23 protein-coding genes are annotated in these 22,025 nt (G+C 68.0%); 13 read left to right on the forward strand and 10 right to left on the reverse strand.

Annotation, left to right across the window (positions count from 1 at the left end; translation table 11 throughout):
- Nucleotides 1–293 precede the first annotated feature (293 nt).
- From ACFU6I_RS35915 to ACFU6I_RS35925, 3 genes are all read right to left on the reverse strand, one after another.
- Entirely contained in the window at nucleotides 294–500 is a 207-nt protein-coding gene (locus ACFU6I_RS35915; protein ID WP_384374731.1) for a hypothetical protein, read from the reverse strand.
- Between the two features lie 515 nt (nucleotides 501–1,015).
- On the reverse strand, nucleotides 1,016–1,876 hold the full coding sequence (locus tag ACFU6I_RS35920) for a phosphotransferase (RefSeq protein WP_384374734.1): 861 nt from the start codon (nucleotides 1,874–1,876) through the stop codon (nucleotides 1,016–1,018).
- A 157-nt stretch (nucleotides 1,877–2,033) separates the two neighbouring features.
- Nucleotides 2,034–2,405, reverse strand: a complete 372-nt coding sequence (locus tag ACFU6I_RS35925; protein WP_384374738.1) for a hypothetical protein — start codon at nucleotides 2,403–2,405, stop codon at nucleotides 2,034–2,036.
- Between the two features lie 234 nt (nucleotides 2,406–2,639).
- Between ACFU6I_RS35925 and ACFU6I_RS35930 the strand changes: the two genes are divergently transcribed.
- The gene (locus ACFU6I_RS35930; RefSeq protein WP_384374741.1) at nucleotides 2,640–2,987 is read left to right on the forward strand and encodes a hypothetical protein; all 348 of its coding nucleotides are present in this window, start codon (nucleotides 2,640–2,642) and stop codon (nucleotides 2,985–2,987) included.
- A gap of 133 nt (nucleotides 2,988–3,120) precedes the next feature.
- On the opposite strand, the gene ACFU6I_RS35935 is transcribed toward ACFU6I_RS35930, so the two are convergent.
- Nucleotides 3,121–3,477, reverse strand: a complete 357-nt coding sequence (locus ACFU6I_RS35935) for a hypothetical protein (protein ID WP_384374744.1) — start codon at nucleotides 3,475–3,477, stop codon at nucleotides 3,121–3,123.
- A complete protein-coding gene (locus ACFU6I_RS35940; RefSeq protein WP_384374747.1) occupies nucleotides 3,474–3,818 on the reverse strand; it encodes a hypothetical protein in 345 nt (114 codons plus the stop codon). The genes ACFU6I_RS35935 and ACFU6I_RS35940 overlap by 4 nt, the downstream gene beginning before the upstream one ends.
- A gap of 241 nt (nucleotides 3,819–4,059) precedes the next feature.
- Here ACFU6I_RS35940 and ACFU6I_RS35945 point away from each other — a divergent pair, with 241 nt between their 5' ends.
- Together ACFU6I_RS35945 and ACFU6I_RS35950 are read left to right on the forward strand one after the other, a co-directional pair.
- The gene (locus tag ACFU6I_RS35945; protein WP_384374750.1) at nucleotides 4,060–4,380 is read left to right on the forward strand and encodes a hypothetical protein; all 321 of its coding nucleotides are present in this window, start codon (nucleotides 4,060–4,062) and stop codon (nucleotides 4,378–4,380) included.
- A complete protein-coding gene (locus ACFU6I_RS35950) occupies nucleotides 4,365–4,547 on the forward strand; it encodes a hypothetical protein (protein WP_384374753.1) in 183 nt (60 codons plus the stop codon). Before ACFU6I_RS35945 ends, ACFU6I_RS35950 begins: the two co-directional genes overlap by 16 nt.
- A 414-nt stretch (nucleotides 4,548–4,961) precedes the next feature.
- Here ACFU6I_RS35950 and ACFU6I_RS35955 read toward each other — a convergent pair whose 3' ends face one another.
- Complete coding sequence (locus tag ACFU6I_RS35955; RefSeq protein ID WP_384374756.1) at nucleotides 4,962–7,025, reverse strand: alpha-galactosidase; 2,064 nt, start codon at nucleotides 7,023–7,025, stop codon at nucleotides 4,962–4,964.
- Here ACFU6I_RS35955 and ACFU6I_RS35960 point away from each other — a divergent pair.
- The 7 genes from ACFU6I_RS35960 (at nucleotide 6,991) to ACFU6I_RS35990 (ending at nucleotide 16,520) form a co-directional block, all read left to right on the forward strand.
- The gene (locus ACFU6I_RS35960; RefSeq protein WP_384374759.1) at nucleotides 6,991–8,253 is read left to right on the forward strand and encodes an ROK family protein; all 1,263 of its coding nucleotides are present in this window, start codon (nucleotides 6,991–6,993) and stop codon (nucleotides 8,251–8,253) included. The genes ACFU6I_RS35955 and ACFU6I_RS35960 overlap by 35 nt on opposite strands.
- A 104-nt stretch (nucleotides 8,254–8,357) precedes the next feature.
- Nucleotides 8,358–9,626: an ABC transporter substrate-binding protein gene (locus tag ACFU6I_RS35965; RefSeq protein WP_384374762.1), complete on the forward strand. Its 1,269-nt coding sequence runs from the start codon at nucleotides 8,358–8,360 to the stop codon at nucleotides 9,624–9,626.
- A gap of 5 nt (nucleotides 9,627–9,631) precedes the next feature.
- The gene (locus ACFU6I_RS35970; RefSeq protein ID WP_384374766.1) at nucleotides 9,632–10,609 is read left to right on the forward strand and encodes a carbohydrate ABC transporter permease; all 978 of its coding nucleotides are present in this window, start codon (nucleotides 9,632–9,634) and stop codon (nucleotides 10,607–10,609) included.
- Nucleotides 10,610–10,612: 3 nt separating this feature from the next.
- Nucleotides 10,613–11,449 carry a carbohydrate ABC transporter permease gene (locus ACFU6I_RS35975; protein ID WP_384374769.1) on the forward strand — a complete coding sequence of 279 codons (837 nt, stop codon included), beginning with the start codon at nucleotides 10,613–10,615 and terminating at the stop codon, nucleotides 11,447–11,449.
- Nucleotides 11,450–11,478: 29 nt separating this feature from the next.
- Complete coding sequence (locus ACFU6I_RS35980; RefSeq protein WP_384374772.1) at nucleotides 11,479–12,810, forward strand: glycoside hydrolase family 27 protein; 1,332 nt, start codon at nucleotides 11,479–11,481, stop codon at nucleotides 12,808–12,810.
- An 87-nt stretch (nucleotides 12,811–12,897) separates the two neighbouring features.
- Complete coding sequence (locus tag ACFU6I_RS35985; protein WP_384374775.1) at nucleotides 12,898–15,249, forward strand: glycoside hydrolase N-terminal domain-containing protein; 2,352 nt, start codon at nucleotides 12,898–12,900, stop codon at nucleotides 15,247–15,249.
- A 128-nt stretch (nucleotides 15,250–15,377) separates the two neighbouring features.
- A complete protein-coding gene (locus ACFU6I_RS35990) occupies nucleotides 15,378–16,520 on the forward strand; it encodes an SGNH/GDSL hydrolase family protein (RefSeq protein WP_384374778.1) in 1,143 nt (380 codons plus the stop codon).
- Nucleotides 16,521–16,575: 55 nt separating this feature from the next.
- Here ACFU6I_RS35990 and ACFU6I_RS35995 read toward each other — a convergent pair whose 3' ends face one another.
- From ACFU6I_RS35995 to ACFU6I_RS36005, 3 genes are read right to left on the reverse strand one after another with little or no spacing between them, the layout of a single operon-like run.
- Nucleotides 16,576–16,719: a hypothetical protein gene (locus ACFU6I_RS35995; protein WP_384374781.1), complete on the reverse strand. Its 144-nt coding sequence runs from the start codon at nucleotides 16,717–16,719 to the stop codon at nucleotides 16,576–16,578.
- A gap of 3 nt (nucleotides 16,720–16,722) precedes the next feature.
- Nucleotides 16,723–16,866, reverse strand: a complete 144-nt coding sequence (locus ACFU6I_RS36000) for a hypothetical protein (protein WP_384374784.1) — start codon at nucleotides 16,864–16,866, stop codon at nucleotides 16,723–16,725.
- A 17-nt stretch (nucleotides 16,867–16,883) separates the two neighbouring features.
- Nucleotides 16,884–17,618, reverse strand: coding sequence for an SDR family oxidoreductase (locus ACFU6I_RS36005; protein WP_384374787.1), 735 nt, complete (start codon nucleotides 17,616–17,618; stop codon nucleotides 16,884–16,886).
- A gap of 268 nt (nucleotides 17,619–17,886) precedes the next feature.
- Here ACFU6I_RS36005 and ACFU6I_RS36010 point away from each other — a divergent pair, with 268 nt between their 5' ends.
- Nucleotides 17,887–18,567, forward strand: a complete 681-nt coding sequence (locus tag ACFU6I_RS36010) for a hypothetical protein (RefSeq protein ID WP_384374790.1) — start codon at nucleotides 17,887–17,889, stop codon at nucleotides 18,565–18,567.
- Between the two features lie 19 nt (nucleotides 18,568–18,586).
- Here the strand turns inward: ACFU6I_RS36010 and ACFU6I_RS36015 are convergent, their stop codons facing one another.
- Nucleotides 18,587–18,757: a hypothetical protein gene (locus ACFU6I_RS36015; RefSeq protein WP_384374792.1), complete on the reverse strand. Its 171-nt coding sequence runs from the start codon at nucleotides 18,755–18,757 to the stop codon at nucleotides 18,587–18,589.
- 273 nt (nucleotides 18,758–19,030) lie between these two features.
- On the opposite strand from ACFU6I_RS36015, the gene ACFU6I_RS36020 reads away from it, so the two are divergent.
- Nucleotides 19,031–19,390, forward strand: coding sequence for an ArsR/SmtB family transcription factor (locus ACFU6I_RS36020; RefSeq protein ID WP_384374795.1), 360 nt, complete (start codon nucleotides 19,031–19,033; stop codon nucleotides 19,388–19,390).
- On the forward strand, nucleotides 19,383–22,007 hold the full coding sequence (mgtA, locus tag ACFU6I_RS36025; protein WP_384374798.1) for a magnesium-translocating P-type ATPase: 2,625 nt from the start codon (nucleotides 19,383–19,385) through the stop codon (nucleotides 22,005–22,007). The genes ACFU6I_RS36020 and mgtA overlap by 8 nt, the downstream gene beginning before the upstream one ends.
- The last annotated feature ends 18 nt before the right edge of the window (nucleotides 22,008–22,025 follow it).

Here is a 22,025-nt window from a genome sequence, read left to right on the forward strand (position 1 = left end):
GTCTCCTGCCTGCCCCTACCCCTCCACGATCACGCCCCGCACACGAAGAAGCCCCTGCTCATCGAACAGGGACTCCCTTTGCCACAACGCACTCACTTCAGGCCGCGTCAGCACCCAAGCCCTTGCAGCTCATTCTGAAACCACCAGTAATTCCGGTGCCGACTCTCTGGCTGCTCTTGCCCACGCCGCATCATCATGCTGCCCCGGCCGTACCTTGCGGCTGGCTTCCAAGGTAGGAGTGCAGGGCGGCAGGGGCCGAGACGCCGGACGGCGGGCACGGGATCCGGCTGCTGTCAGGCCAGGAGCCCGTCCTCCCCGTACCCGGGGCTGTCCGGCTTCCCGGACTGGTAGGTGGTGTGGAGCTGCTTTTCGCTCTCCCAGCCGGGCATGGGTTCCGCCGACCACGGCAAGATGGCGGCGTACTCCTCGTATGCGGTGCGGGTCTGGTGGAGCGCGAGCTGGGCTGCGCGGAGGTCTTCGGGAAAGTCGTACGCGGGCACGCCTTAATGGTCCGTCTGTTCGAATATTGGATGTGAATGACGCGCCGCACGCCCCCGAGAGGGTGAGCCGAATGACCTCTTGCAATGAAGATTGAGCATTGTCACCGAAGACTGGTGACCGCTAGGTTTTCCCATCGAAGGTTGAGTGATCGTTGAGATCTGACTTGCTGGGGAAACGGTGGGGGAACCAGTACGCGCGTACGGCGATCCTGTGCTTAGCGCCTTCGATCTGGACTTCTTCGATGGCGGTCAGCGGCGCCGTACGGCGTTGGGTACTGGGTGGAGCATCCGGGTGGAACGAGGGAAAGCCCAACCCGATCTCGGCAAGTGACTGTGCCGAGCCACGATAGTTGGCACCGTCTGGCCAAGATTCTTGGCATCTGTAATGAATTGCCACGTTTGTTGGCACCGGCGCCATGGTCCAGCGCGGCAGTGACGCCGGCGCGTACGGGGTTGCAACGGCGACAGTCTCGCCGCTCGGTTCCTTGCCGCTTTCACGTGACCTTCGGCGATTTCTACAGACCATCCAGTCGCCTGGTCACTGTGTCGAGTGTCGGCCAAGGAGGACCCTCGCGCAGCAAGCGCAGGAATTCCTCTCCGAATCGCCTCCCATCCGGAAACTGGTCGCCGAGCTCCCAACGCCACGCGGCGACCATCGCGATAACGAGCTGCCGACACTCGTCCAGCAGCCCTTGGTCAACGCTTGGGTAGTACTCGCAGACCGCCTCGGGAACATGGGCGAGATCGAACTCGACGGGTCCACGGCAGCACGTCTCAAGGTCGATGAATAACGGGCCGTTCTTCGTGCTGAGCACATTGCCCGGATGCGGCTCGCCGTGGAGCAGCTGCTCCACGGCGCCGCGGTCGTCGATCGCTCGTCGCAGGCTTGCCAGCCTGCCGCTGAGGAACACGCGGTCCGCGTCGGTGAGCTCCGGCGAGCGATCCGGGTCGGCGACAACCTCTTCCGCCTCCGTGATCCGGTCCGTGAACCTCGGGCTCGGCACATCGACCTTGCGCATGCCGGCGTGCAGCTGCTCCAGCGCCTTGGCGTAGCCGACTGGTGAGGTGTGAGGTGTCACGGGCTCGTAGTAGGTCCACAGCGTCACTGCGAAGCCATCGCGCGTGTACACACGCGGGTCCGCCCGAGGCTCCAAGGGACACATCGGGCATCCGACCTCGGTGAGCCGCTGAGCGAGATCGACTTCGAACTGTGCAACCTCTTGTCCCACAGGGGCGACCCGGGCAAAGACGTCGCACGGCGTCAGCCGCAGTGCCATCTTGTTCGAGTTGTGGAGAACGATTGCATCGTCGGCCGGCAGGCCGAGCGATGCGGCGACCGAAGTCGCAGCCGCGATCGCACGCGTGACGTCGGTCATATCCACCCTCGAACCTTGGCATAGATGAGCGAGGGCGATGCCAACTATCGTGACTCGGTACAGTGACGCAGGTCACTCAAGGTTCAACGACAATCGCTCAAACTTCGCTGCAAGAGGTCACCGAAGCACGGTAGTTGTCACAAATGCAGGCTTGTCGTCACTCGGGGGCGTCGGCCGACTCTGGAGAGGCGATGGGCCGGCGTCCGCCGCAGCAGGCCATCACTTCTGTCGCCGTGGAGTTCAGGAAGATCAGGAACCATGACGACCTGTCCACCGCGTCGATGCATCCGTTACGAAGCGGCTCTTCCCCGGCTCGCAGAAGGATGTCGACGCTGTCGGCCAGACCCTCGATCGTGCGGCCACGTCTCAAGGAATGGTGCATTCGGCGCCGGAAGACGCCCGCGTGCCTGTTGGCCGGGACCAGGCCGTCCCAGACGACGAAGTCAGCCCCGGCGATCAAGGCTGCGCGTGCAGGTCCGCATGCCGGGGTCTGTTCGCGGAGCATGGCGATGAGGTCGTCGCGAGTCACATTGCCATCCAGTGATGGCTGGCGATCGGCTGCGTGTGACAACTACAGCGCCTTTCTGGTGACAGTCCGGCTGCTCCGGCCTGGTTCCTGCGCAGCCTATGCGGCGCGGTCGGTGACAACCACCGAGCCATGGCACAGGAGGCGCAAGGCGGGCGCACGCACACCCGAAGGCCCTGGTAGGCCGTCCGGACCGCCCCGGGCGCCGCCCGAGGCACAGGCTTGCAAGATCGTTGTGTGGAGTTCCCGGTCAAAGTTGCGCTGGCCCAGGCGGTTCCGACCCTGCCTGACGGGCCGGGCTGGTGGTACGAGCCCAAATTCGATGGTCACCGGACCGTGCTGCACCGCACCGACGACACCGTGATCCTGTACGCCCGGTCGGGAAGGGTCGTCACGCAGCACTGGATGGACCTGGCCGTCGCCGCCATGGCCCTGCGACCGGGCACCGTGCTGGACGGTGAGGCGGTGATCTGGCGGGACGACCGGCTCGACTTCGCCGCGGCGCAGTCACGGGCCGCGTCATCGGTCACCCGGGCAAGTACCCTTGCCGCCCGGCATCCCGCCTCGTACGCCTGCCACGGTTAGTCAATGTTCACGAGTTTTCGTTTTGAAGTCACTGGGGTCCTTGCCTGGGCAGCCCTCGCACGCAGTGTTGGACGTTTGCCGCCGGACCGTACTCGGCTTGGTTTGCAGGATGAGGCGGCGGCCCACGAACTGGTCAGCGTGCTGCGTCACGATGGCGTCCCGCTCCGCGGCCGACCAGGGTGAAGACGGCCAAGGCGACCGCCGCCGCGGCCCCCGTGGCCAGCGCGTCCGCGACGTAGCGGCCCAGACCCGGACGCAGGACGTCGACGAGAGCGAACAGCACGACAGCCCCCGCGAGGCCCGCCGCGACCGCGGCCAGCCAAAAGCGGTGGCGCGCCCAGAACCACTGGACGAGCCCCATGCCTATGAGGGGCGCAACGGACAGTTGCGGCTCGTCGAGGGCAGCGAGCACGCCGTATCCCAGACCGCTGACCGCCCAGCAGGCAACGGCCACGAGCGCCGCCTCACTCCAGGGGACAGCCCGGTTCACGCCTGCCGCCCCTCATTCATGGCCCGGGCCCGACGGCGCTCCCACCGCCGGGACAGGAACGCCGCCAGGATCGAGCCGACCACGAGCGGTGTGGCAACCCAGCGGATCACGTCGACTGGCCAGCCCGGCTCCCCGCCGGCCATCAGGGTCACCGACTTGATGGTCAGGGAGATCCCCAGCACCACAAAGCCGAGCCCCCAGGCGCGGACCACCCAGACAGGTCGTCCCTGGAGAATCGGCGCCTGACGCGGCCGGAGCACGGCTCGCCATCCCAACCACACGCAGCCCAGCCCCAAAGCCACGTTGAGCACGTCCAAGGCCCTGTCGAACACCTCAGTCACGGTCCCGAGCACCTCGCCTTCCTCTCTCACTCCCGGGCGGACCCCACAACGCCAGGCCCCCCGGCCCACATGATGACCGCCCGAACGCGGCCCCTCACCTGCCGGGCATGGCAGACGGCCTGCGCGACTGCTTTCCGACACCCGGCAATGTGGGCACCCTGACGTCACTTCTCATGAACATCCAGGGGCGTCAAGATCACCAATTGCTGCCCAAACCGGCAGACAAACGCTGCTGCTTGAAGTGAACGAAGCCAAACACCCGGACCCGGCGATCGGGGACTGCCGGAGCCGCCCGTACACGACGTGCCGCGCCTACCTGATCGAGCTACTGGCCGATGTCGGGCCGCCGATCCAGGCTGTGCCCGCGACCGAGGACCGGGAGGTGGCAACCGTCTGGTACGACGCCCTGCGGGCGCAGGGGATCGAGGGGATCGTCGCGAAGCGGGGCGACGCCGGCTATCCGGCGGGGCGCCGCGGATGGATGAAGGTACGCCACGCGGACACCGTGGATGCACTGCGGTCGGCGACGAGGGCGGCTCCGCCCGTGTGTCGGCGAGGCTGACGCCGGTCCTTGCTGTGCGGATCGGTGAGGCGTTGGGCGGTGCGGTGGTGGTGGGGGAGCGGCAGGCGGGGGGCGAGGTGTACACGCGGGTGGAGACGGATCTGGTGGTTGAGGTGCTGGCCGGGTCAGGCCGGCACGGGACGCTGACCGTGACCCGGATGCGGTGACCCATGGGACGTCGCCCTGCCAGTCCCGCCGGTCCGGTGTGTCGGGCCTGCGCTCGGGGCGACTTCAGGGCAGGAGGCAACCGTGTCAGATCGTGCGCCAACCGTGAGGGACTTGTGTGCCCATCAGGGCGTCGGCGGGCGCCACGCCTGAGGCAAGGTCAATCCTGCCGAGTGAGACAGGCTGGCCGCCGCAGCCAGACCGGACGGCATGGCACCACCCGTGCTGCCGAAGTCGACCGCGCCGCCGGAAAACTCCGCCCCGTAGAAGGAGACCCCGCCGCCGAAGTCGACCGTGCCGCCGGAGAACACCGCGCCCTTGAAGTCTCCGCCGTCGACGTCGTCTCCAGCGTCCGCCGCCAGGACGTAGTCGAAGTCCAGCTGCTGAGTCTCAGCGTCGGACGGGTACGGTCACTGTCACTGCTTCGTCAACCGAACCACCGCACTGGGCCGGTCGCCCCCGCCCAGATGCAGGGGTAGTCCGCGGGTGAGGAGGTTGGCGGCGTGTTGCTCTGCTCCGGTGAGTTCGTCGACGTACACATCGTCGAGGGAGAGGCCGTTCAGTGGCAGGTCGCGGTCGTGGCCCCAGGCGATGACGACGAGGCGGTCGTCCGCCATGTACTGGACTGCGTCCTCGAGCCGGTACTGCCGGCCGAACTGCACCACGGGGCGGATCGACTTGTAGAGGGCCACCAGTTCGCGGGCTTCGTCGAGTTCGGGTTGAGACCAGTGTGAGAGGTCGCCTCCGATGCCGAGTGCCCCGGTCATTGCGATGTGGAAGCGGTAGGGGAGTGGGGTGGTGCGTCCGGTGTGCGGGTTCGGGCTGTCGGTGACCCAGGCCGACATGGTGCGGGCGGGGTAGATCTGGCTGTAGCCGTGCTGGATGGTGATGCGGTCGACGGCGTCGGTGTTGTCGGAGATCCAGGTCTGGTCCGTGCGGGCCAGCATGCCGAGGTCGGCGCGGCCGCCGCCGCCCGCGCAGCCTTCGATTCGGAGGCCGGGGTGGGCGTGGCGCAGGCGGTCGATCACTGCGTACACGCCTCGTGTGTGGTCGGTCCACAGGTGCTCGCCGTCTGGATGTCCGGGCCATCCGGCCTCGGTGAACGCGCGGTTCATGTCCCACTTCAGGTAGTCGATCGTGTGCTGTGCCACCAGTCGGTCGAGCCATTTGTAGGCCCACTCGGTGACGTCTTCGCGGGCGAAGTTGAGCACGAGCTGGTGGCGGAGTTCGGTGCGGCGGCGGTGGGGCATGTGCAGCACCCAGTCGGGGTGCCGGCGGTAGAGGTCGCTGTCGGGGTTGGTCATTTCGGGTTCGACCCACAGGCCGAAGCCCATGTCGAGCCTGCGGACGTGGTCGACGAGGGGGCCGAGTCCGTCGGGGAAGTGCTCGGGGTTGGGGTGCCAGTCGCCCAGGCCGGCCCGGTCGTTGGTCCGCTGTCCGAACCAGCCGTCGTCGACGACGAAGAGTTCGACACCCAGGTCGGCGGCGCGGTCGGCCAGGGCGCGCTGGCCGTGGGGTGTGACGTGCCAGCCGGTTGCCTCCCAGCTGTTGTAGATGACGGGGCGTGGTTCGTCGGGGTGCGGCAGGACGTGGTTGGCGATGTAGGCGTGCCAGCCGCGGCTGGCGGCGCCGAAGCCTCCTTGGCTGAACTGGCCGGCGAAGACGGGTGTTCGGTGACTCTCGCCGGGCTGGATGCGCCGGCTGATGCCGTCGTGGCCGCCGCCACCTGCCACGGTGAAGGGGCCGCCGGTGTGATCGCGGTGTGCGGTGATACGCCAACTCCCTGACCAGGCCAGGACGGTGCTCCACACGTCGCCGTGTGTCTCGGTCGCGTCCCCCGCGTCCACCATCAGCCAGGGATTGCCGAAGTGCCCCGACACCCCGCGCCGACTGGTGAACGTGGTCTCGGCATAGGGGGCTTCGGTGCGCCGGAGCTGTGTCTCACCGGTCCACTGGCCGACCGTATGCGTCATGCGTGTGCCCGACCTCGAGGGTATGGACCACACGGCGGCGTCGCAGCGCAGCATCTCGATCGGACCGTCCTCGTCGGCTGTTCCCAAGTGCCGCACTGTCAGCGAGCGTTCGATGATGTCGCTGTCGTCGTGCACGGCATAGTGCAGCGTGCAGCCCAGCGGGTAGTGCTGGTCCCGAAGATGGATGTGCAGCTCGCTGCCGTCGGTGATCTCGTGGCCCTCGTAGTGCCACTCCACTCCACGAGCACCGTTCGCGTACCGCACGAGCAGGGACGGGACGCCGAATCGTGGCCCGCCTTCGACGTTGATCTCCTCGCCGCTCGTTGAGGCGAAGCTGCTGGTGAGGCCATCGTAGGTGGGAAGTGCCGCGGCCTGTTCGACGGTGAGTGGTGCCCCCCAGTGCAGGTGCCGCGGTGCTCCCTCGGCATCGATCCGCAGCGCGTAGGACGTGGCCGGGGTCGTGAGCAGGAGTGTGTGGCTGGCGGCGTCGAAGAAGATCCGTGACATGGCCCGGAGCCTAGGCGGCAACTCGCTGAATTTAAATATTGACGAAGGAAATTATTGCCCCTACGTTTCCCTCATGTTGCTGAACCGAGCGGTGCTGCTCGCGTCTCCTGCGGCGAACCTGGTCTTCACCACCGTGCTCACTCGAGGACCGGTCGCTCGCCCGGAGATCGCCCGGATCACCGGACTGTCCTCGGCCGCCGTCACCAAAGCGGCCAAGCCGATGATCGAAGCCGGCTATCTGGAAGAACTGCCCCAGGTCGAGCGGACCGTCGAAGGGGCCGGCCGGCCGGCGCACCCGCTCGCGGTATGCGCCGACCGGGAGTTCTTCGTCGGGGTGAAGGTCACCGCCGATGAACTCATCGGTGTCGTGACCGACTTGAAGGCCGAGGTGCGGTCCGCCCACCGGAGGCCCGTCACCGGGCGCGCCGTCGAGCAGGTTGTCGAGGACATCTCCGCCCTCGTGTCCGAACTGACCTCCGGGCTCGCGCAGCGTACGCACCACATCGGCGTGTCGGTGTCAGGTGACGTCGACCGCTCGGGCGGACGCGTTCGCTACTCGCCCTTCCTGGGCTGGCGCGACGTCCCACTGGCCGAACTGGTCGGCCAGGCCACGGGATTGACCGTCACCATCGAGAACGACGTCAAGGCCCTGACCGTCGCCGAGCAGTGGTTCGGGGAGGGCGTGGGCGCCGACTCGTTCGCCCTTGCCACGGTCGGCGTGGGAATCGGCTGTGGGCTCGTTGTGGGCGGCCGGCTGGTGGCGGGCGGCTTCGGGGTGGCCGGCGAGATCGGGCACATTCCCGTGGCTGCGGGTGAGGGACCGGACTGCCACTGCGGAGCGCGCGGCTGCGTGGAAGCCATCGCCTCCGAAGCGGCCATCGTGACCCGGGCACGTGAGGCGGCGAGCGACCCCGCGCTCGACATGGCCGGGGCGATCGATCGTGCTCACAGCGGCGACACAGCCGTCCGTGCCGTCTTCGCGGAGGCCGGTCAGGCGATCGGTCTCGGCCTCGCCGCCATGGTCAATCTGGTCGGACCCGAACGTGTCGTCGTCACAGGCGAAGGTCTCGCGGCCTACGACCTCTTCGAGGACCAGATCCGCACTGCCTTCACCCGACAGGCCTTCGGCGCGGCGGCCCGCTGCCCGCTCGTCATACGTCCGCTGCCGTGGGAGGAGTGGGCGCGCGGCGCGGCCGCCGTCAGCGTCCAGTCGCTCTTCGCCGGCTGAACCCGGCAGCCGATACCTGGCGGGCGGGCCTCCGTGCCCGTACGCCCGTGATCCCAGCACCTCACACGCCTTGCCGTACCTGCCGCATCCGGAAGGACCCCGCCATGCCCATAAGCCCTGCCCTGTCCCGCCGAGGCTTCCTCGGCACGTCCGTGCTCTTCGTCGCCGGTGCCGTGGTGGCCTGTTCCAGCAATCCGCAGGGCACCGCCGCGGCCAACGGCGCGAAGGTCACCCTCACGCAGTGGTACCACCAGTACGGCGAAGAGGGGACGCAGGCCGCCGTCAAGCGCTACGCCGAGCAGTACACCAAGGCCAACCCCGGCGTCGCGATCAACGTCGTGTGGGGCGCCGACGTCTCCCAGTACGAGACCAAGCTGAACGCCGCACTCCTCGGCGACGATGCACCCGACATCTTCGAACTGGGCGACTTCCGCGCCGAGATGGCCCGCAAGGGACAGCTCGAACCCCTCGACGACATCTATGGCTCCGCGAAGGACGGCTTCAACAAGGCGGACATCGACTATCTGACGGTCGACGGCAAGCTCTACGGGATCAAGACGATCGACGACGTCATGGTCCTGTACTACCGCAAGTCACTGCTGATGAAGGCGGGCATCACCCCGCCCACCACGTTCGCCGAACTCGTCGACGCTGCGAAGAAGCTGACAGACGGTGATGCCAAGGGCCTGTTCATCGGCAACGACGGCATCGGCGACAGCCCCTATCTGCTCGCATGGTCGCAGGGCGCCGATCTGATCGACGGCGACAAGGTCGTCTACGCCGACGCCGCCGGCTCCATCGGCGGCCTGCGGGACCTGCACGCCGACAAGTCCCTCCTGCTCGGCTTCACCACGGACTGGTACGACGCAGGCGCGTTCACGCAGGGCGCGGCCGCCATGCAGTGGTGCGGCCTCTGGGCTCTTCCCGTGATCGAGAAGGCCCTAGGTGACGACTTCGGAGTCGTGCCCTGGCCCGCGTACGACAAGGACGGCAAGCCGGTGGCCCGTCTCGGGGGCTGGACGCAGGCCGTGCATGCGAAGAGCAAGCACAAGGAGGAGGCCAAGAAGTACCTGCAGTGGCTCTGGATCAAGCAGAGCGACATCCAGATCGACTGGGCCGTCAAGTACGGCTTCCATGTCCCGCCGCAGACCGCGGTCGCGGCGAAGACCCCGGAGCTGAGCAAGGGCGCAGCCAAGGACGCGGTCGCCATCGCGGCCGACAACGGTGTCTCCTTCCCCTCCGGATGGACCCAGGCCATGCAGACCGGCTTCATCGCCGCGGCCGCCGACATCGCCAAGGGTTCGCCCGCGGAGAGCACTCTCAAGAAGGCGCAGGGCAAGGCCCAGTCCCACCTCGACAAGCAGATGGGCTGAGCCACATGACCGCCACCGGCACCGAGCCCTTGCGCAAGAGTGCCGCCCGGCCGGCGCCCGCCACGGCGCCGCGCCGCCGGCGGCTCACCGAGCGACAGACGAAGCTCTTTGCCTTCGCCGTTCTCACCGCCCCGATGCTCATAGGGCTGGGAGTCTTCCGCTACGTAGCAATCGGCTGGAGCTTTCTGCTCAGCTTCAGCGAGGCACGCCGCAGCATCGCCCTCGGCAACTGGGTCGGCCTCGACAACTATCAACAACTACTGAGCGACGAGCGGTTCCGCGACTCCCTCACCATGATCGTTCTGTTCACGGCGCTCATCGTGCCCCTCACGTTCGCGGCCTCCCTGGGCCTTGCCGTGCTCGTCAACCGCGTCCGCCGCGGACGAGCCTTCTTCCGCACGGCGTTCCTGCTGCCCGCCGCCGTCAGCTATGTCGCGGCAGCCATGATCTGGAAGATGGCGCTGTTCAGCGGGGTGCCGTCCGGACTCGCCAACACCATCGGGTCCCTGTTCGGAGGCGACGCGACGCCGTGGATCCAGACACAGAGTCCGCCTCTGTACTGGATCGTGCTCGTCACCCTGCGGCTGTGGCTGCAGGTGGGCCTCTACATGATCCTCTTCATCGCGGGACTGCAGGCGATCCCTGACCATCTCTACGAGGCCGCGCAACTGGACGGGGCCGGACCCTGGCGGACCTTCCGCAGCATCACCTTCCCCATGCTGCGCAACACCTCGGTCGCGATCCTGCTCCTCATGCTCATCGCGGCGCTGCAGGCCTTCGACGAGTTCTACGCCATCTTCTCCACCGGCGCGTCCCTCGGCAGCGAGCCGGTACGCACTCCGCTGATGCACCTGTACGGCGTGGCCCTGCAGGACCAGGACTACGGGGTGGGGTCGGCCGGCGCCTTCGTCCTGACCCTGCTGATCGTGCTCGTCACGCTGCTCCAGGGCCGGATCCTCGGGTTCGCCCGCGACAAGGACTGAACCATGAACCGATACCGAGGCCGCATCGCCGGATCCATCGCCACATACCTGGTGCTCTGCCTGCTCGCCGTGGTCTTCCTCATCCCGTTCTATGTACTGCTGCGCAACGCCTTCATGACCACACCGGAGGTCACGGCCACCGACTGGCACTGGCTTCCCTCGGCACTGAACTGGGAGAACTTCAGCTCCCTGTTCGACAATCCGGAGCGCCCCTTCGGACAGTCGCTCCTGAACTCGCTGCTCATCGCCGTCATCACGGCACCGCTCAGCACGCTGCTCGCATCCATGGCCGGCTACGCACTCGCCCGTATCGACGTGCCCGGCCGGGCGGTGGTGCTCTCGCTGATCGTCGTCACGCTGATGATCCCGCAGGCGGTGACCTTCCTGCCGACCTTCATGGTCGTCGGATCCATGGGCGGCGTGAACACCATGTGGGGCCTGATCGCCCCCGGCCTGTTCAACGCCTTCGCCGTCATCCTCTTCCGCAGCTTCTACGTGTCCTTCCCCGCGGAGATCGAGGAGGCGGGCCGGCTCGACGGCCTCAGCTACCTCGGTGTCTACCGGCGGATCATCCTGCCCAACTCGATCACGATGATCGCGTCGCTCGGGGCACTGTCCTTCATCGAGGCGTGGAACTCCTTCCTGTGGCCGCTGATGATCGGCCAGGACCCCGGCAGCTGGACCGTACAGATCGCCCTGTCCAGCTTTCTGACCTCCCAGACCGTCAACCTGCCCGAGCTCTTCGCGGGCACGGTCGTCGCCATCCTGCCGCTCGTCGTGATGTTCCTCATCGCCCAGCGCCACATCGTCCAGGGCATCGCGATGTCCGGCCTCAAGTAGTAGCCCCCACCCATCCTGGAGGTACTTCCATGCGCAGAACGACCCGTCATGCCGCCTTCATCGCCGCGGCCACGCTGCCCCTCGCCCTCGGCCTCTCCTCCGGCACCGCCCAGGCCAAGACGCCGTACATCAAGCCGTTCATGGGATGGAGCAGCTGGAGCGTGGAGTCGTCCTCACGCGATGGCTACGGCACCCGCTGGCTCAACGAAGGCAACATCAAGAACGCTGCCGACGCGCTCAGCGGCAAGCTGGCCTCGGCGGGCTACAAGTACCTCAACATCGACGCCGGCTGGAACTTCGACTACGACTGGAACTTCCACACCGACGCCAACGGAATACCCGACGCCGACAAGGAACGCTTCCCCAGCGGCATGGCCTCGGTGTCCGACTACGTCCATGGCAAGGGCCTGAAGCTCGGCCTGTACGGCGCCGCCGGTCTGGAGAAGGAGGTGTACGACAAGGACGCACCGATCCTCGGCACCGACTGCACCGCGCAGGACATCGCAGCCAAGCCGCTGACCCCGAGCAACAAGTGGGGCGGCAACTGGAAGATCGACTACAGCAACCCCTGCGCCCAGGCGTACTTCGACTCCATTGTCGCCCGCTACGCCGCGTGGGGCGTCGACTTCATCAAGATCGACGGTGTGACCAAGGACAACGTCGAGGACATCAAGGCCTGGTCGACCGCCATCGACCACAGCGGCCGCAAGATGTGGCTGTCCGCCAGTGCCTGGCCCGTCGACATCGAAGCCGCCGACGGTCTCAAGCCGCACGCCAACGGAGTCCGCATCGACACCGACATCGAGTGCTACTGCGAGACCACCTCCACCTGGACCAGTTCCGTCGACGACCGCTTCAGCGACCTGCCGAAGTGGCTGAACAAGGTGCAGGCCCCGCACTACTTCGCCGACCTCGATGCCATGCCGATCAACAACAACAGCGGCAGCGGGCTCCAGGACGGCATCGATGACGTGGAACGGCAGACCGTCATGACGTTCTGGTCCATGGCCTCGTCCCCGCTGTACGTCGGTGGCGACATCTACTTCCTCGACGACAAGGCCAAGGCCATCCTCACCAACCCCGAAGTCATCGCCGTCGACCAGGCGGCCGTACTGCCCCGGCAGGTCCGCTCCGGTGACACCCAGGTGTGGACCAAGCGCGTCGGTGACGACACCTACCTGGCGGTCTACAACCTCGGCTCCGAAGCCGCCGACATCAGCGTCACCTTCAAGGAGCTCGGTCTGCGCGGTCCTCAGAAGCTCCGTGACGTGGCGGCCCGCAAGGACCTCGGCACCGCCAAGCGTTCCTGGACGGCATCGTCCGTCGCGGCCCACGGATCCCGGCTGATCAAGCTGTCGTAGCCAAGGACGCGCCCCGTCTTCCCCGGGGCCTGCCCCGGCACTCGCCGGCCGGGCAGGCCCCTGCCGCCGCACGGAAGGACCCGCCGCATGAGCACCGCACCGTCCCGCCGCACCATCCTTGGCCTGGGCGCAGCCATCGCCGCCCAGGCCGCACTGCCCACGTTCACCGCCCACGCCGCACCGAGCCGCCCCTCCGCCAGTCCGCTGGTGCCCGCCGGCACGGCGAGCACCCTGTGGTACCCCGAGCCCGCCGACGAGGACCTCCTCATCGAACAGGGCCTGCCGCTGGGCAACGGCCGCATCGGCGCCCTCGTCGGCGGCGACCCCGCCCACGAGATCCTGCACGTCACCGACGCCTCGCTGTGGACCGGCGGCGCCAACACCGCCCTCGACGCCGACGGACAATTTCCCTACGGACGCGAAGACTTCGGAAGCTTCACCCTCCTCGCCCGCCTCACCCTCAGCCTGCCGGGCCACGAACGCACCGCGGTCGACAGCTACCGCCGCACACTCGATCTCAGCAACGGTCTGGTCACCACCACCTACACCAAGAACAAGATCCGCTACATTCGCGAGATGTTCGCCTCCGCCGCCGACGACACGATCGTCATCCGGCTGCGGCAGAGCGGCGGAGGCACGCTCACCGGCGCGATCGTCCTGTCCGGCACGCACGGCGAAACCACCGTCGCCGACCCCGGTCGCCAACTCGCCGCCTTCAGCGCAACGCTCACCAACGGACTGCGCTACGCCGCCGCAGTGACCGCCGCCGCCGATGGCGGAGTGGTCGCGGCGAAGGGCTCCCGCGTCACGTTCACGGAGTGCACCGAAGTCGTCATCGTGATCAGCGGCGGAACCGACTACGCACCCGACCACGCCCACGGCTACCGCGACCCGGCCGCCGACCCGCTGGCGCTGGCCGAGGACAAGGCCCGTGCTGCCGCGCTGGTCTCGGGAGCCGTCCTGCTCGACACCCACGTCGCCGACTACCGCTCCCGCTACGACCGGCTCACCCTCGACCTCGGCCCCTCCAGCGCCAAGCAGCGCAGGATGGACACCTGGACCCGACTCAAGGCGCGCGCCGCCGATACCACCGCGGACCCTGAACTGGAGGCGAGCTACCTGCAGTTCGGCCGCTACCTCACCATCTGCGGCTCCCGCGACGGACTCCCCATGGGACTGCAAGGTCTGTGGCTCGAGGGCAACACCCCGGACTGGATGGGCGACTACCACACCGACGTCAACATCCAGATGAACTACTGGCTGTCCGACCGCGCCGGCATCGGGGAGACGTTCCCGGCCTTCGCGGAGTACTGCCTCGCCCAGCTGCCCGCCTGGAGCAGGGTCACGCAGCAACAGTTCCAGGACTCCCGAAACCGCTACCGCAACACCTCGGGCAAAGTGGCGGGCTGGACCGTGGCCTTCTCCACCAACCCTTACGGCGGACTCGGCTGGTGGTGGCATCCTGCCGGAAACGCCTGGCTGTGCGAGTCACTCTTCGAGCACTACGAATTCACCCAGGACACCGCGTACCTGGCGCGCATCCACCCACTGCTCAAAGGCGCCTGCGAGTTCTGGGAAGCACGTCTGATCACCACCACGGTCGACGGACAGGAGGTCCTGATCGACGACCACGACTGGTCACCCGAGCACGGACCGCAGGACGCCCGCGGCATCACCTACACGCAGGAACTTCTGTGGTCACTCTTCGGCCACTACGAGGAAGCATGCCGCACCCTCGACAGGGATCTCGAACACGCCGCCACCGTCAGCAAGTTGAGAGAGCGCCTCTACCTGCCCGAGGTCAGCCCGAAGACCGGCTGGCTCGAGGAGTGGATGAGCGAGGACAACCTCGGTGAGACCACCCACCGCCACCTCTCCCCGCTGATCAACCTCTTCCCCGGCGACCGGATCCGCCCGGATGCGGACGACGCCGCCACACTCAAGGGCGCCACCGCACTCCTGGCCGCCCGCGGAATGGAGAGTTACGGCTGGGCATGCGCCTGGCGGGCCGCCTGCTGGGCACGCCTGAAGAACGCGGACAAGGCCTACCAACTGCTCCTGACCAACCTGCGGCCCTGGGCAGGCGGCGACACCGGCACGGCGATGAACTTCTTCGACATGTACCGCGTGTCGGACACGCGCGCCATCTTCCAGATCGACGCCAACCTCGGCACGCCCGCAGCGATGCTGGAAATGCTCGTATACTCCCGCCCCGGCCACATCGAACTCCTGCCCGCCCTGCCCGACGCCTGGGCCGCATCCGGCACGCTCAAGGGCGCAGGCGCGCGCGGCGGATTCACCGTTGATGTGACGTGGGAGCGTGGGCGCGTACGAGGGGCGACGCTGCACAGCGTCGGCGGCCGCACGACCACGGTGACGTGGGGCGGCCGCAGCCGCACGGTCACCCTGGTCCCGGGCCAGTCCATGGAGTTGCTGTGAGAGGCCGCCGACAGGGGAGACGGGTTCCGTCGTTCCTCGGAGCGCTGGTGATGCTCGTCCTGAGCTGCGTCCCCGTGGGCGCCGCCCATGCTGAGGCGCACACGGGGACGCCCGCCACAGGTACTCGCGTGAGCGCCTGGTCGCCGAGCATGACGACGGGCGGCCCGTCCTTCGAGAACCAGACCATCCGCATGGTGGTGCACAGCAGTGTCGCGGGCTCACGCGCACGGATCACCCTCTCCAATCGCTACAGCCCTCTCCCGCTGCAGGTCGCCTCCGCGACCGTGGCAATGCAGTCAAACGGCGGGGAGGCCGAGCCAGGCACCACACGAAGGGTCAGCTTCGGCGGATCGCAGCGAGAGACCATTCCCGGCGGTGAGGAGGCGATCAGCGACATCGTCCCGATCGCGGTCAGGGCAGGACAGAACCTGCTCGTCAGCCTCTACGTCCCAGACCGGACCGGGACCTCGACCTGGCACTCGGATGCCTTCGATACGACGTACATCGCCGCGGGCGACCACACGGACGACGATGGCTCCGCTGCCTTCACCACCACGACGACCTCCTGGTACTACCTTGCCGGTCTCGACGTCGAAGCGACGACGGCCCACGGCACCGTCGTCGCCTTCGGCGACTCCATCACCGACGGCTATCACTCCACGACCGGCACCTACAGCCGGTGGCCGGACTTCCTCGCCCGCCGCCTCGCAGACAAGCCGGTCCGGCACAAGAGGAGTGTCGTCAACGCCGGCATCGGCGGAAACCGGGTGCTCACCGATGTGCCCAACCTGTGGCAGGGCGTCAGCGCACTGAAACGGTTCGAGCACGATGCGCTCGGCCAACCCGCCGTGACGGACGTGATTCTCTTCGAGGGCATCAACGACATCGGCAACAACGCCGGCCCCGATGGCGGTCCTCTCACGGCCAACGCCCTGATCAACGGCTATCGCACCTTGATCGACAAGGCGCATGCCATACGTGTCCGCGTCGTCGGAGCGACGCTCATGCCCATTAAGGGCAACGGCTACTACTCGCCCGCTGCCGAAGCCATCCGCCAGACCGTCAACCACTGGATCCGCACCAGCGGAGCCTTCGACGGAGTCATCGACTTCGATCGGGCCATGCGTGACCCGGCCGACCCTGCCGCCCTCAACCCCGACTATGACTCGGGCGACCACATTCATCCTGACGACGCAGGTATGAGGGCGATGGCGGACGCGATCGACCTGCGACTGTTCGCCGGAGGCCATCTGAACAACCTCAACGTGTAGGTCGATCACCACGCCGGAACAGCTTGAACGCCCCGCTGGCCGCCCTGAGGAAGCCTCAGTGCGGCTGGCGGGGATCGCGTAGTGCGAGGCGATCATTCATCCCCGCCTCGAAGGCGCCTTCGAGGACCAGCTTCACCAGACCCTTGAGCAGCCCGTTCCCCCCGACCAGATCCCATCCCTCGATGTGGGACCGCTCCACCAGCTACCGGGCCACCTCACGTGCAAGACAGCCCTGTTCGCGGGTTGTCAGCTCTTGATCCAGCAGGTCCTGAATCAGGGAATTGCGGGACAGGTCGGCCTGGCAGGCCTTCTCCTGCCGCCGGTCTCCGCCCTCGCTTGATGCCATCCGCGGACTCTTTGACGTCAAGCGGCGAGGTCGGAAGGGCGAACGAGGATCTCTCCGACCGACACGTGGCGCGGCTGACCCACGGCGAACACGGCAGCTCGGGCGATGTCCTCGGGAGTCAAGGTCCTGATGGCACGCGCGAGTTGAGCGGCCAGCTCGCGCGACTCTGCATCGACGGCGTGGTCGGTCAGTTCCGTGGCCGTGAACCCTGGTTCGACAACGACGACACGAACGCCCTGTGCTGTCACCTCGAGGCGGAGCGCCTCAGCGAACGCTCCGATCCCGAACTTCGACGCCGCATAGGCGCTGGCCGTCGGGCTTGCCACCCGGCCGGAGGTCGACGACACCTGCACCAGCGTGCCGCGCGACTCCAGCAGGTGCGGAAGCGAGGCATGCGCCATGTACATCGACCCCAGGAGGTTGGTCCGCACCATCCGCTCCCAGTCATCGAGGTCGGCCCTCATAACAGGCGCGGTGATCATCAGCCCGGCGTTGTTCACCAGGATGTCCAGTCGGCCGTGGTCGCCGACAGCAGTTTCGACCGCGCGCGTGACAGAACTCCGGTCGGTGACATCGAGGTCGACGGCTGTGACGGCGCCGCCCGTCTCGGCCACCAACTCGGCCAGCCGCTCCGCTCGCCGCGCGCCCGCCACCACCTGCACGCCCTCGGCCGCCAGCGCGGTCGCGATGGCCCGGCCGATGCCCGACGATGCTCCCGTCACGAGTGCGACCTGACCCTGCAACGTTCCCATGGTTTACCTCGTCGTAGTCTTCGCCGTCGACGGGGAGGACGGCTGCGGCGGGTACGTCGGTCGAGACCTTGTACACCCACTGCCCATCGGCGTCCTGTCGGCGCGCATGGAGGCGTCCTGCGACGGTACGTCCCCCGGGGAGGGTGACAGCCACATGCGGAGCCGGTTGTTCGCTCACGTGTTCGATAATAGTCGCCCGAGAAGGCCCTGGTAGGCCGTCCGGACTGCCCCGGGCGCCGCCCGAGGCAGCGGCTTGCAAGATCGTTGTGTGGAGTTCCCGGTCAAAGTGGCGCTGGCCCAGGCGGTTCCGACTCTGCCTGATGGGCCGGGCTGGTGGTACGAGCCCAAGCCGGTGGTGAACCTGACGGTGGGCCACAAGTACTGCGAGCCGACCCGCCCATCCTCGTTGGAGAGCCTGGACCTGGGCGGCTATCAGCACATCGTCGTTCTCTCGGATGACACCGTCGCCCCCGGGCCTGCCGACGACCGGACGCTCGTGACGCTGCTCCACCTGCGCGACATCGAGGACGCGCTGGGCGACCCGTACTCGATCGTGACGGAGATGAACGACGACGCCAACCGCGAGGTTGCCCAGGTCACCAAGGCCGACGACTTCATCGTCAGCACCGAGGTGATCAGTCTGCTGCTCACCCAGCTGACCGAGAACCGCGACCTGTACGACGTCTTCACGGATCTGTTCAACCCGGAGGGTTCCGAGATCTATCTCAAGCCCGCGTCCGACTACGTCGTGCCCGGCGCTGAGGCCAACTTCGCCACGGTGGTGGAGGCGGCGCGGCGCGAGGGCGAGACGGCGATCGGCTATCGCCTCGCCCGGCACAGCGAGGAGGCACCCACATACGGGATCTTCCTCAACCCGTCGAAGACAGCCCGGCTGGTCCTCGGACCGCAGGACGCGGTCGTCGTCCTTGCCGAGGGAGAGGCCGGGTGAGCGGACGTCGCTCCGCGGCTCACTTCATGTGGTCGAAGAGCACGGCCAGTCCCACGACCGGGCCGACTGCCGCGACCATGACGAGCAGGGCGTAGAGCGCGCACAGCCAGCCGGTGACGATCGCGGCCAGCGCCCACCAGCGCCCCGGCAGTCCCTGGCGCTTGGCCCGGCGACGATCGCGGTCAGACACGAGAGTTCGACCAGCACGAACCAGCCGAGCGTGAGCGGAACGTAGAAGCTGGCAGCCGATGCCGAGAGGCTGCCGCTGGCCACGATGACCGCGAACAGGGCGGCGCCGACGCTGACGGAGGCCGCTCGGTTCTCCGGTGCTGCCTGAACCGTCTCCCCCGTGTCAACCATGGTGAAGCCCCTGGCAACGAGGCCCGTCGCGAGGAGCGGGGGACCGCTCCGGGAAGGGCCCTAGACTGGGAGCCTTAGGCGTGCTCAGGACGGGAGAACAGCGGTGGCGGCAGGCGCGGGCGAGTTCGCGGATCCTCCTGCCGGGGTTCTCGAGGAGGCCGCGGCCGCCTTCGGGCTGCTCTCCTCCCCCGCACGGCTGCACATCGTCTGGGCGCTCGCCCAGGGGGAAAGCGACGTGACCAGGCTCGCGGAACGAGTGGGCGGCGCACTGCCGGCGGTCAGCCAGCACCTGACCAAGCTGAAACTCGCAGGGTTGGTGCGGTCGCGGCGTGAAGGACGGCGGCAGGTCTACTTCGTCGGTGACCCCGACGTGGTGACGTTGGTCCGGGTGATGGTCGGACAGCTCACCGCCCGGGCCAGCCAGGCTCCGGCAGTCGCACGGCACCGCGGCTTCGGTGCCTGAGACGGCTGCCCCGGACCCGAGGATCTCGGACACCGGTGACAGGCCGGCGCCGACCGATCGGGCGCCGGTCGCACTCACCACGCTGCAAGTGCTGCGGCGCCTCGACAGCGGACCACGTGGCCTGACGGACACGGAGGCCGAGCGACGACTGGCCCGTCACGGAGAAAACATACTCCCCGCCTGGCGGACGGTCTCCTGGCCCCGGCGGTTTCTGCGCGGCCTGCGTGATCCCTTCACCGCCGTGTTGCTGTGCCTCGGGCTGGTGTCGGTGGTCGTCGCCGCCTGGGGCACCGGAGGTGTGATCCTTTCGCTGGTCGCCGTCAGCTGCCTCCTGCGCTCGTCCGGGGAGCACCGGGCCGACCGCGCGATGGCCGCGCTGCGTGAGTCGGTGGCCACCACCGCGACCGTACTGCGCCGTCCTGGACCCGACGCACCGGTCGGGTCCCGGGAGCTTCCAGCCGCCGAACTAGTGCCTGGTGACATCGTCCGGCTCGGCCCCGGGGACCTGGTACCCGCCGACGTACGTCTCCTTCGCGCCAATGGTCTGCGCGTCCACGAGGCGACGCTCACCGGCGAGTCGACGCCGGTGACCAAGTACCCCCTCGATGCCCCCGGCGGCACGGACCTCGGCCCCTTCACTCAGTCACACATGTGTTTCCTGGGCAGCAGCGTGGCGTACGGCAGCGCGACCGCGGTCGTCGTCGCCACCGGCGCCCGCACGCGCTACGCCGCCGCCCATCAGGCGACCCGGAAGCGCCGGGGCAGCAACTTCGACCAGGCGGTCCAAGGCATCTCCTGGACCTTGATCCGGTTCATGCTACTCACCCCACCGCTGGTACTCATGGCCGGTGCCGCGCTACACGGGCGTGGCCTGGAGACGCTTCCCTTCGCTGTGGCGGTGGCGGTCGGGCTGACCCCGGAGATGCTGCCAGTCGTGGTGACGACCGTGCTGGCCCGAGGAGCCGGTCGGCTCGCCCGCGACCACAAGGTGATCGTCAAACGCCTGCCAGCGCTGCACGACCTCGGCGCCGTCGAGGTGCTGTGCCTGGACAAGACCGGCACCCTCACCCAGGACCGGCCCATCGTTGAGCGCGTCGTGGACGCACAGAGCCGGAACAATTCCGAGGTGCTGCGCTGGGCCGGGGTCAACGCCTGGTGGACCCTCCAGCTCGCCGAGCTACCGACCCCTGACGCCCTCGACGAGGCGATCCTGGACGCCACCGGCGAGGACGAGGTCCTGGACTGCGATGGCGTGACTGCGCTGCCCTTCGACCCGGTACGCCGACTGTCCACCGCCGTCGTACGCTGCCCGGGTCGCCTCGGCAGGCACACCCTGGTCGTCAAGGGCGCCGTGGAGGACGTACTCGAGCGGTGCGCTCTGGAGGACGCAGAGCGCGAACGCCTCCTGGCCCTGGCCGCGCGAGAAGCGGAGACGGGCGCCCGGCTGCTCGCCGTGGCCCTCGCCGAGCGTCCCGCCCGCCACCGCGACTACACCCCGGCCGATGAACGCGGACTCACATTCCTCGGATTCGTCGTCCTGCGCGACGCCCTCGCGCCCACCGCGGCCGCGGCCCTCGGCACGCTCGCCGAGCGTGGTGTCGCGGTCAGAATCCTCACGGGCGACCACCCCGGCACCGCCGCCCACGTCTGCCGCGAACTCGGCCTCGAACCGGGCCGGGTGCTCACCGCCGAGGACATCGACCGCCTCGACGACACGGAACTCGCCGAGGCCGCCCGGCACACCACCGTCTTCGCGCGCTGCGCACCCGAACACAAGGCCCGAGTCGTCACAGCTCTCCGCGACGGAGGCCACGTCACCGGTTTCCTCGGCGACGGCGTCAACGACGTGTCCGCCCTGCAGGCGGCCGACGTCGGCATCTGCCCGAAGGACGCCGTCGACGTCGTACGGGAGACCGCCGACGCCGTCCTTGCGGAGAAGGACCTCGTGGCGGTCGACCACGCGATCACCGCCGGCCGGTCCAGCGGCGCCGGCATCGCCACGTATCTGCACATCACCTTGTCGTCGAACCTCGGCAACGTCTTCGCCATGCTCGCCGCGGCGCTCCTGCTGCCCTTTCTGCCGATGCTTCCCGCGCAGGTCCTGGTGCAGAACCTGTGCTTCGACGTCGCCCAGCTCGCCTTCGCCTACGGCCGACCCGCCCAGGACGCTCTGCGCGACCCCACTCTGCTGCGGCCTCGCAGCTTTCTGCGCTCCATCACCGGCTTCGGACTGATCAATGCCACCGCCGACGTGGCAACCTTCGCCGTACTGCTCCTCACCACGAGGGGGGAGCAGGACGGCGAGGGTGCCTTCCACGCCGGCTGGTTCACCGAGAACCTCCTCACCCAGGCCCTGGTGATGGTCCTGCTGCGCAGCACCCGGCAAACAGCCGGGAACGGTCCTTCCGGCCCGGTCCGGTTCGCGGCCGCCACTCTCGCGGTCATCGGCATCGCACTGCCCCTGACCCCTCTCGGGCCGGTACTCGCCATGGCCCCGCTGCCTCCGCTGTACTATCTGCTGCTCGCCACCGTCCTCGCGCTCTACGCGGCAGCTCTCGTAGGGCGGTGCGGATGTTGTCCGCTGCCCACGCGAAGCCGCCCGTCCAGAACAGGATGAGGAACCACCAGAACCAGT

Origin of the sequence: Streptomyces sp. NPDC057486 (assembly GCF_042802415.1) — a bacterium.
Lineage (GTDB): Bacteria > Actinomycetota > Actinomycetes > Streptomycetales > Streptomycetaceae > Streptomyces > Streptomyces yanii.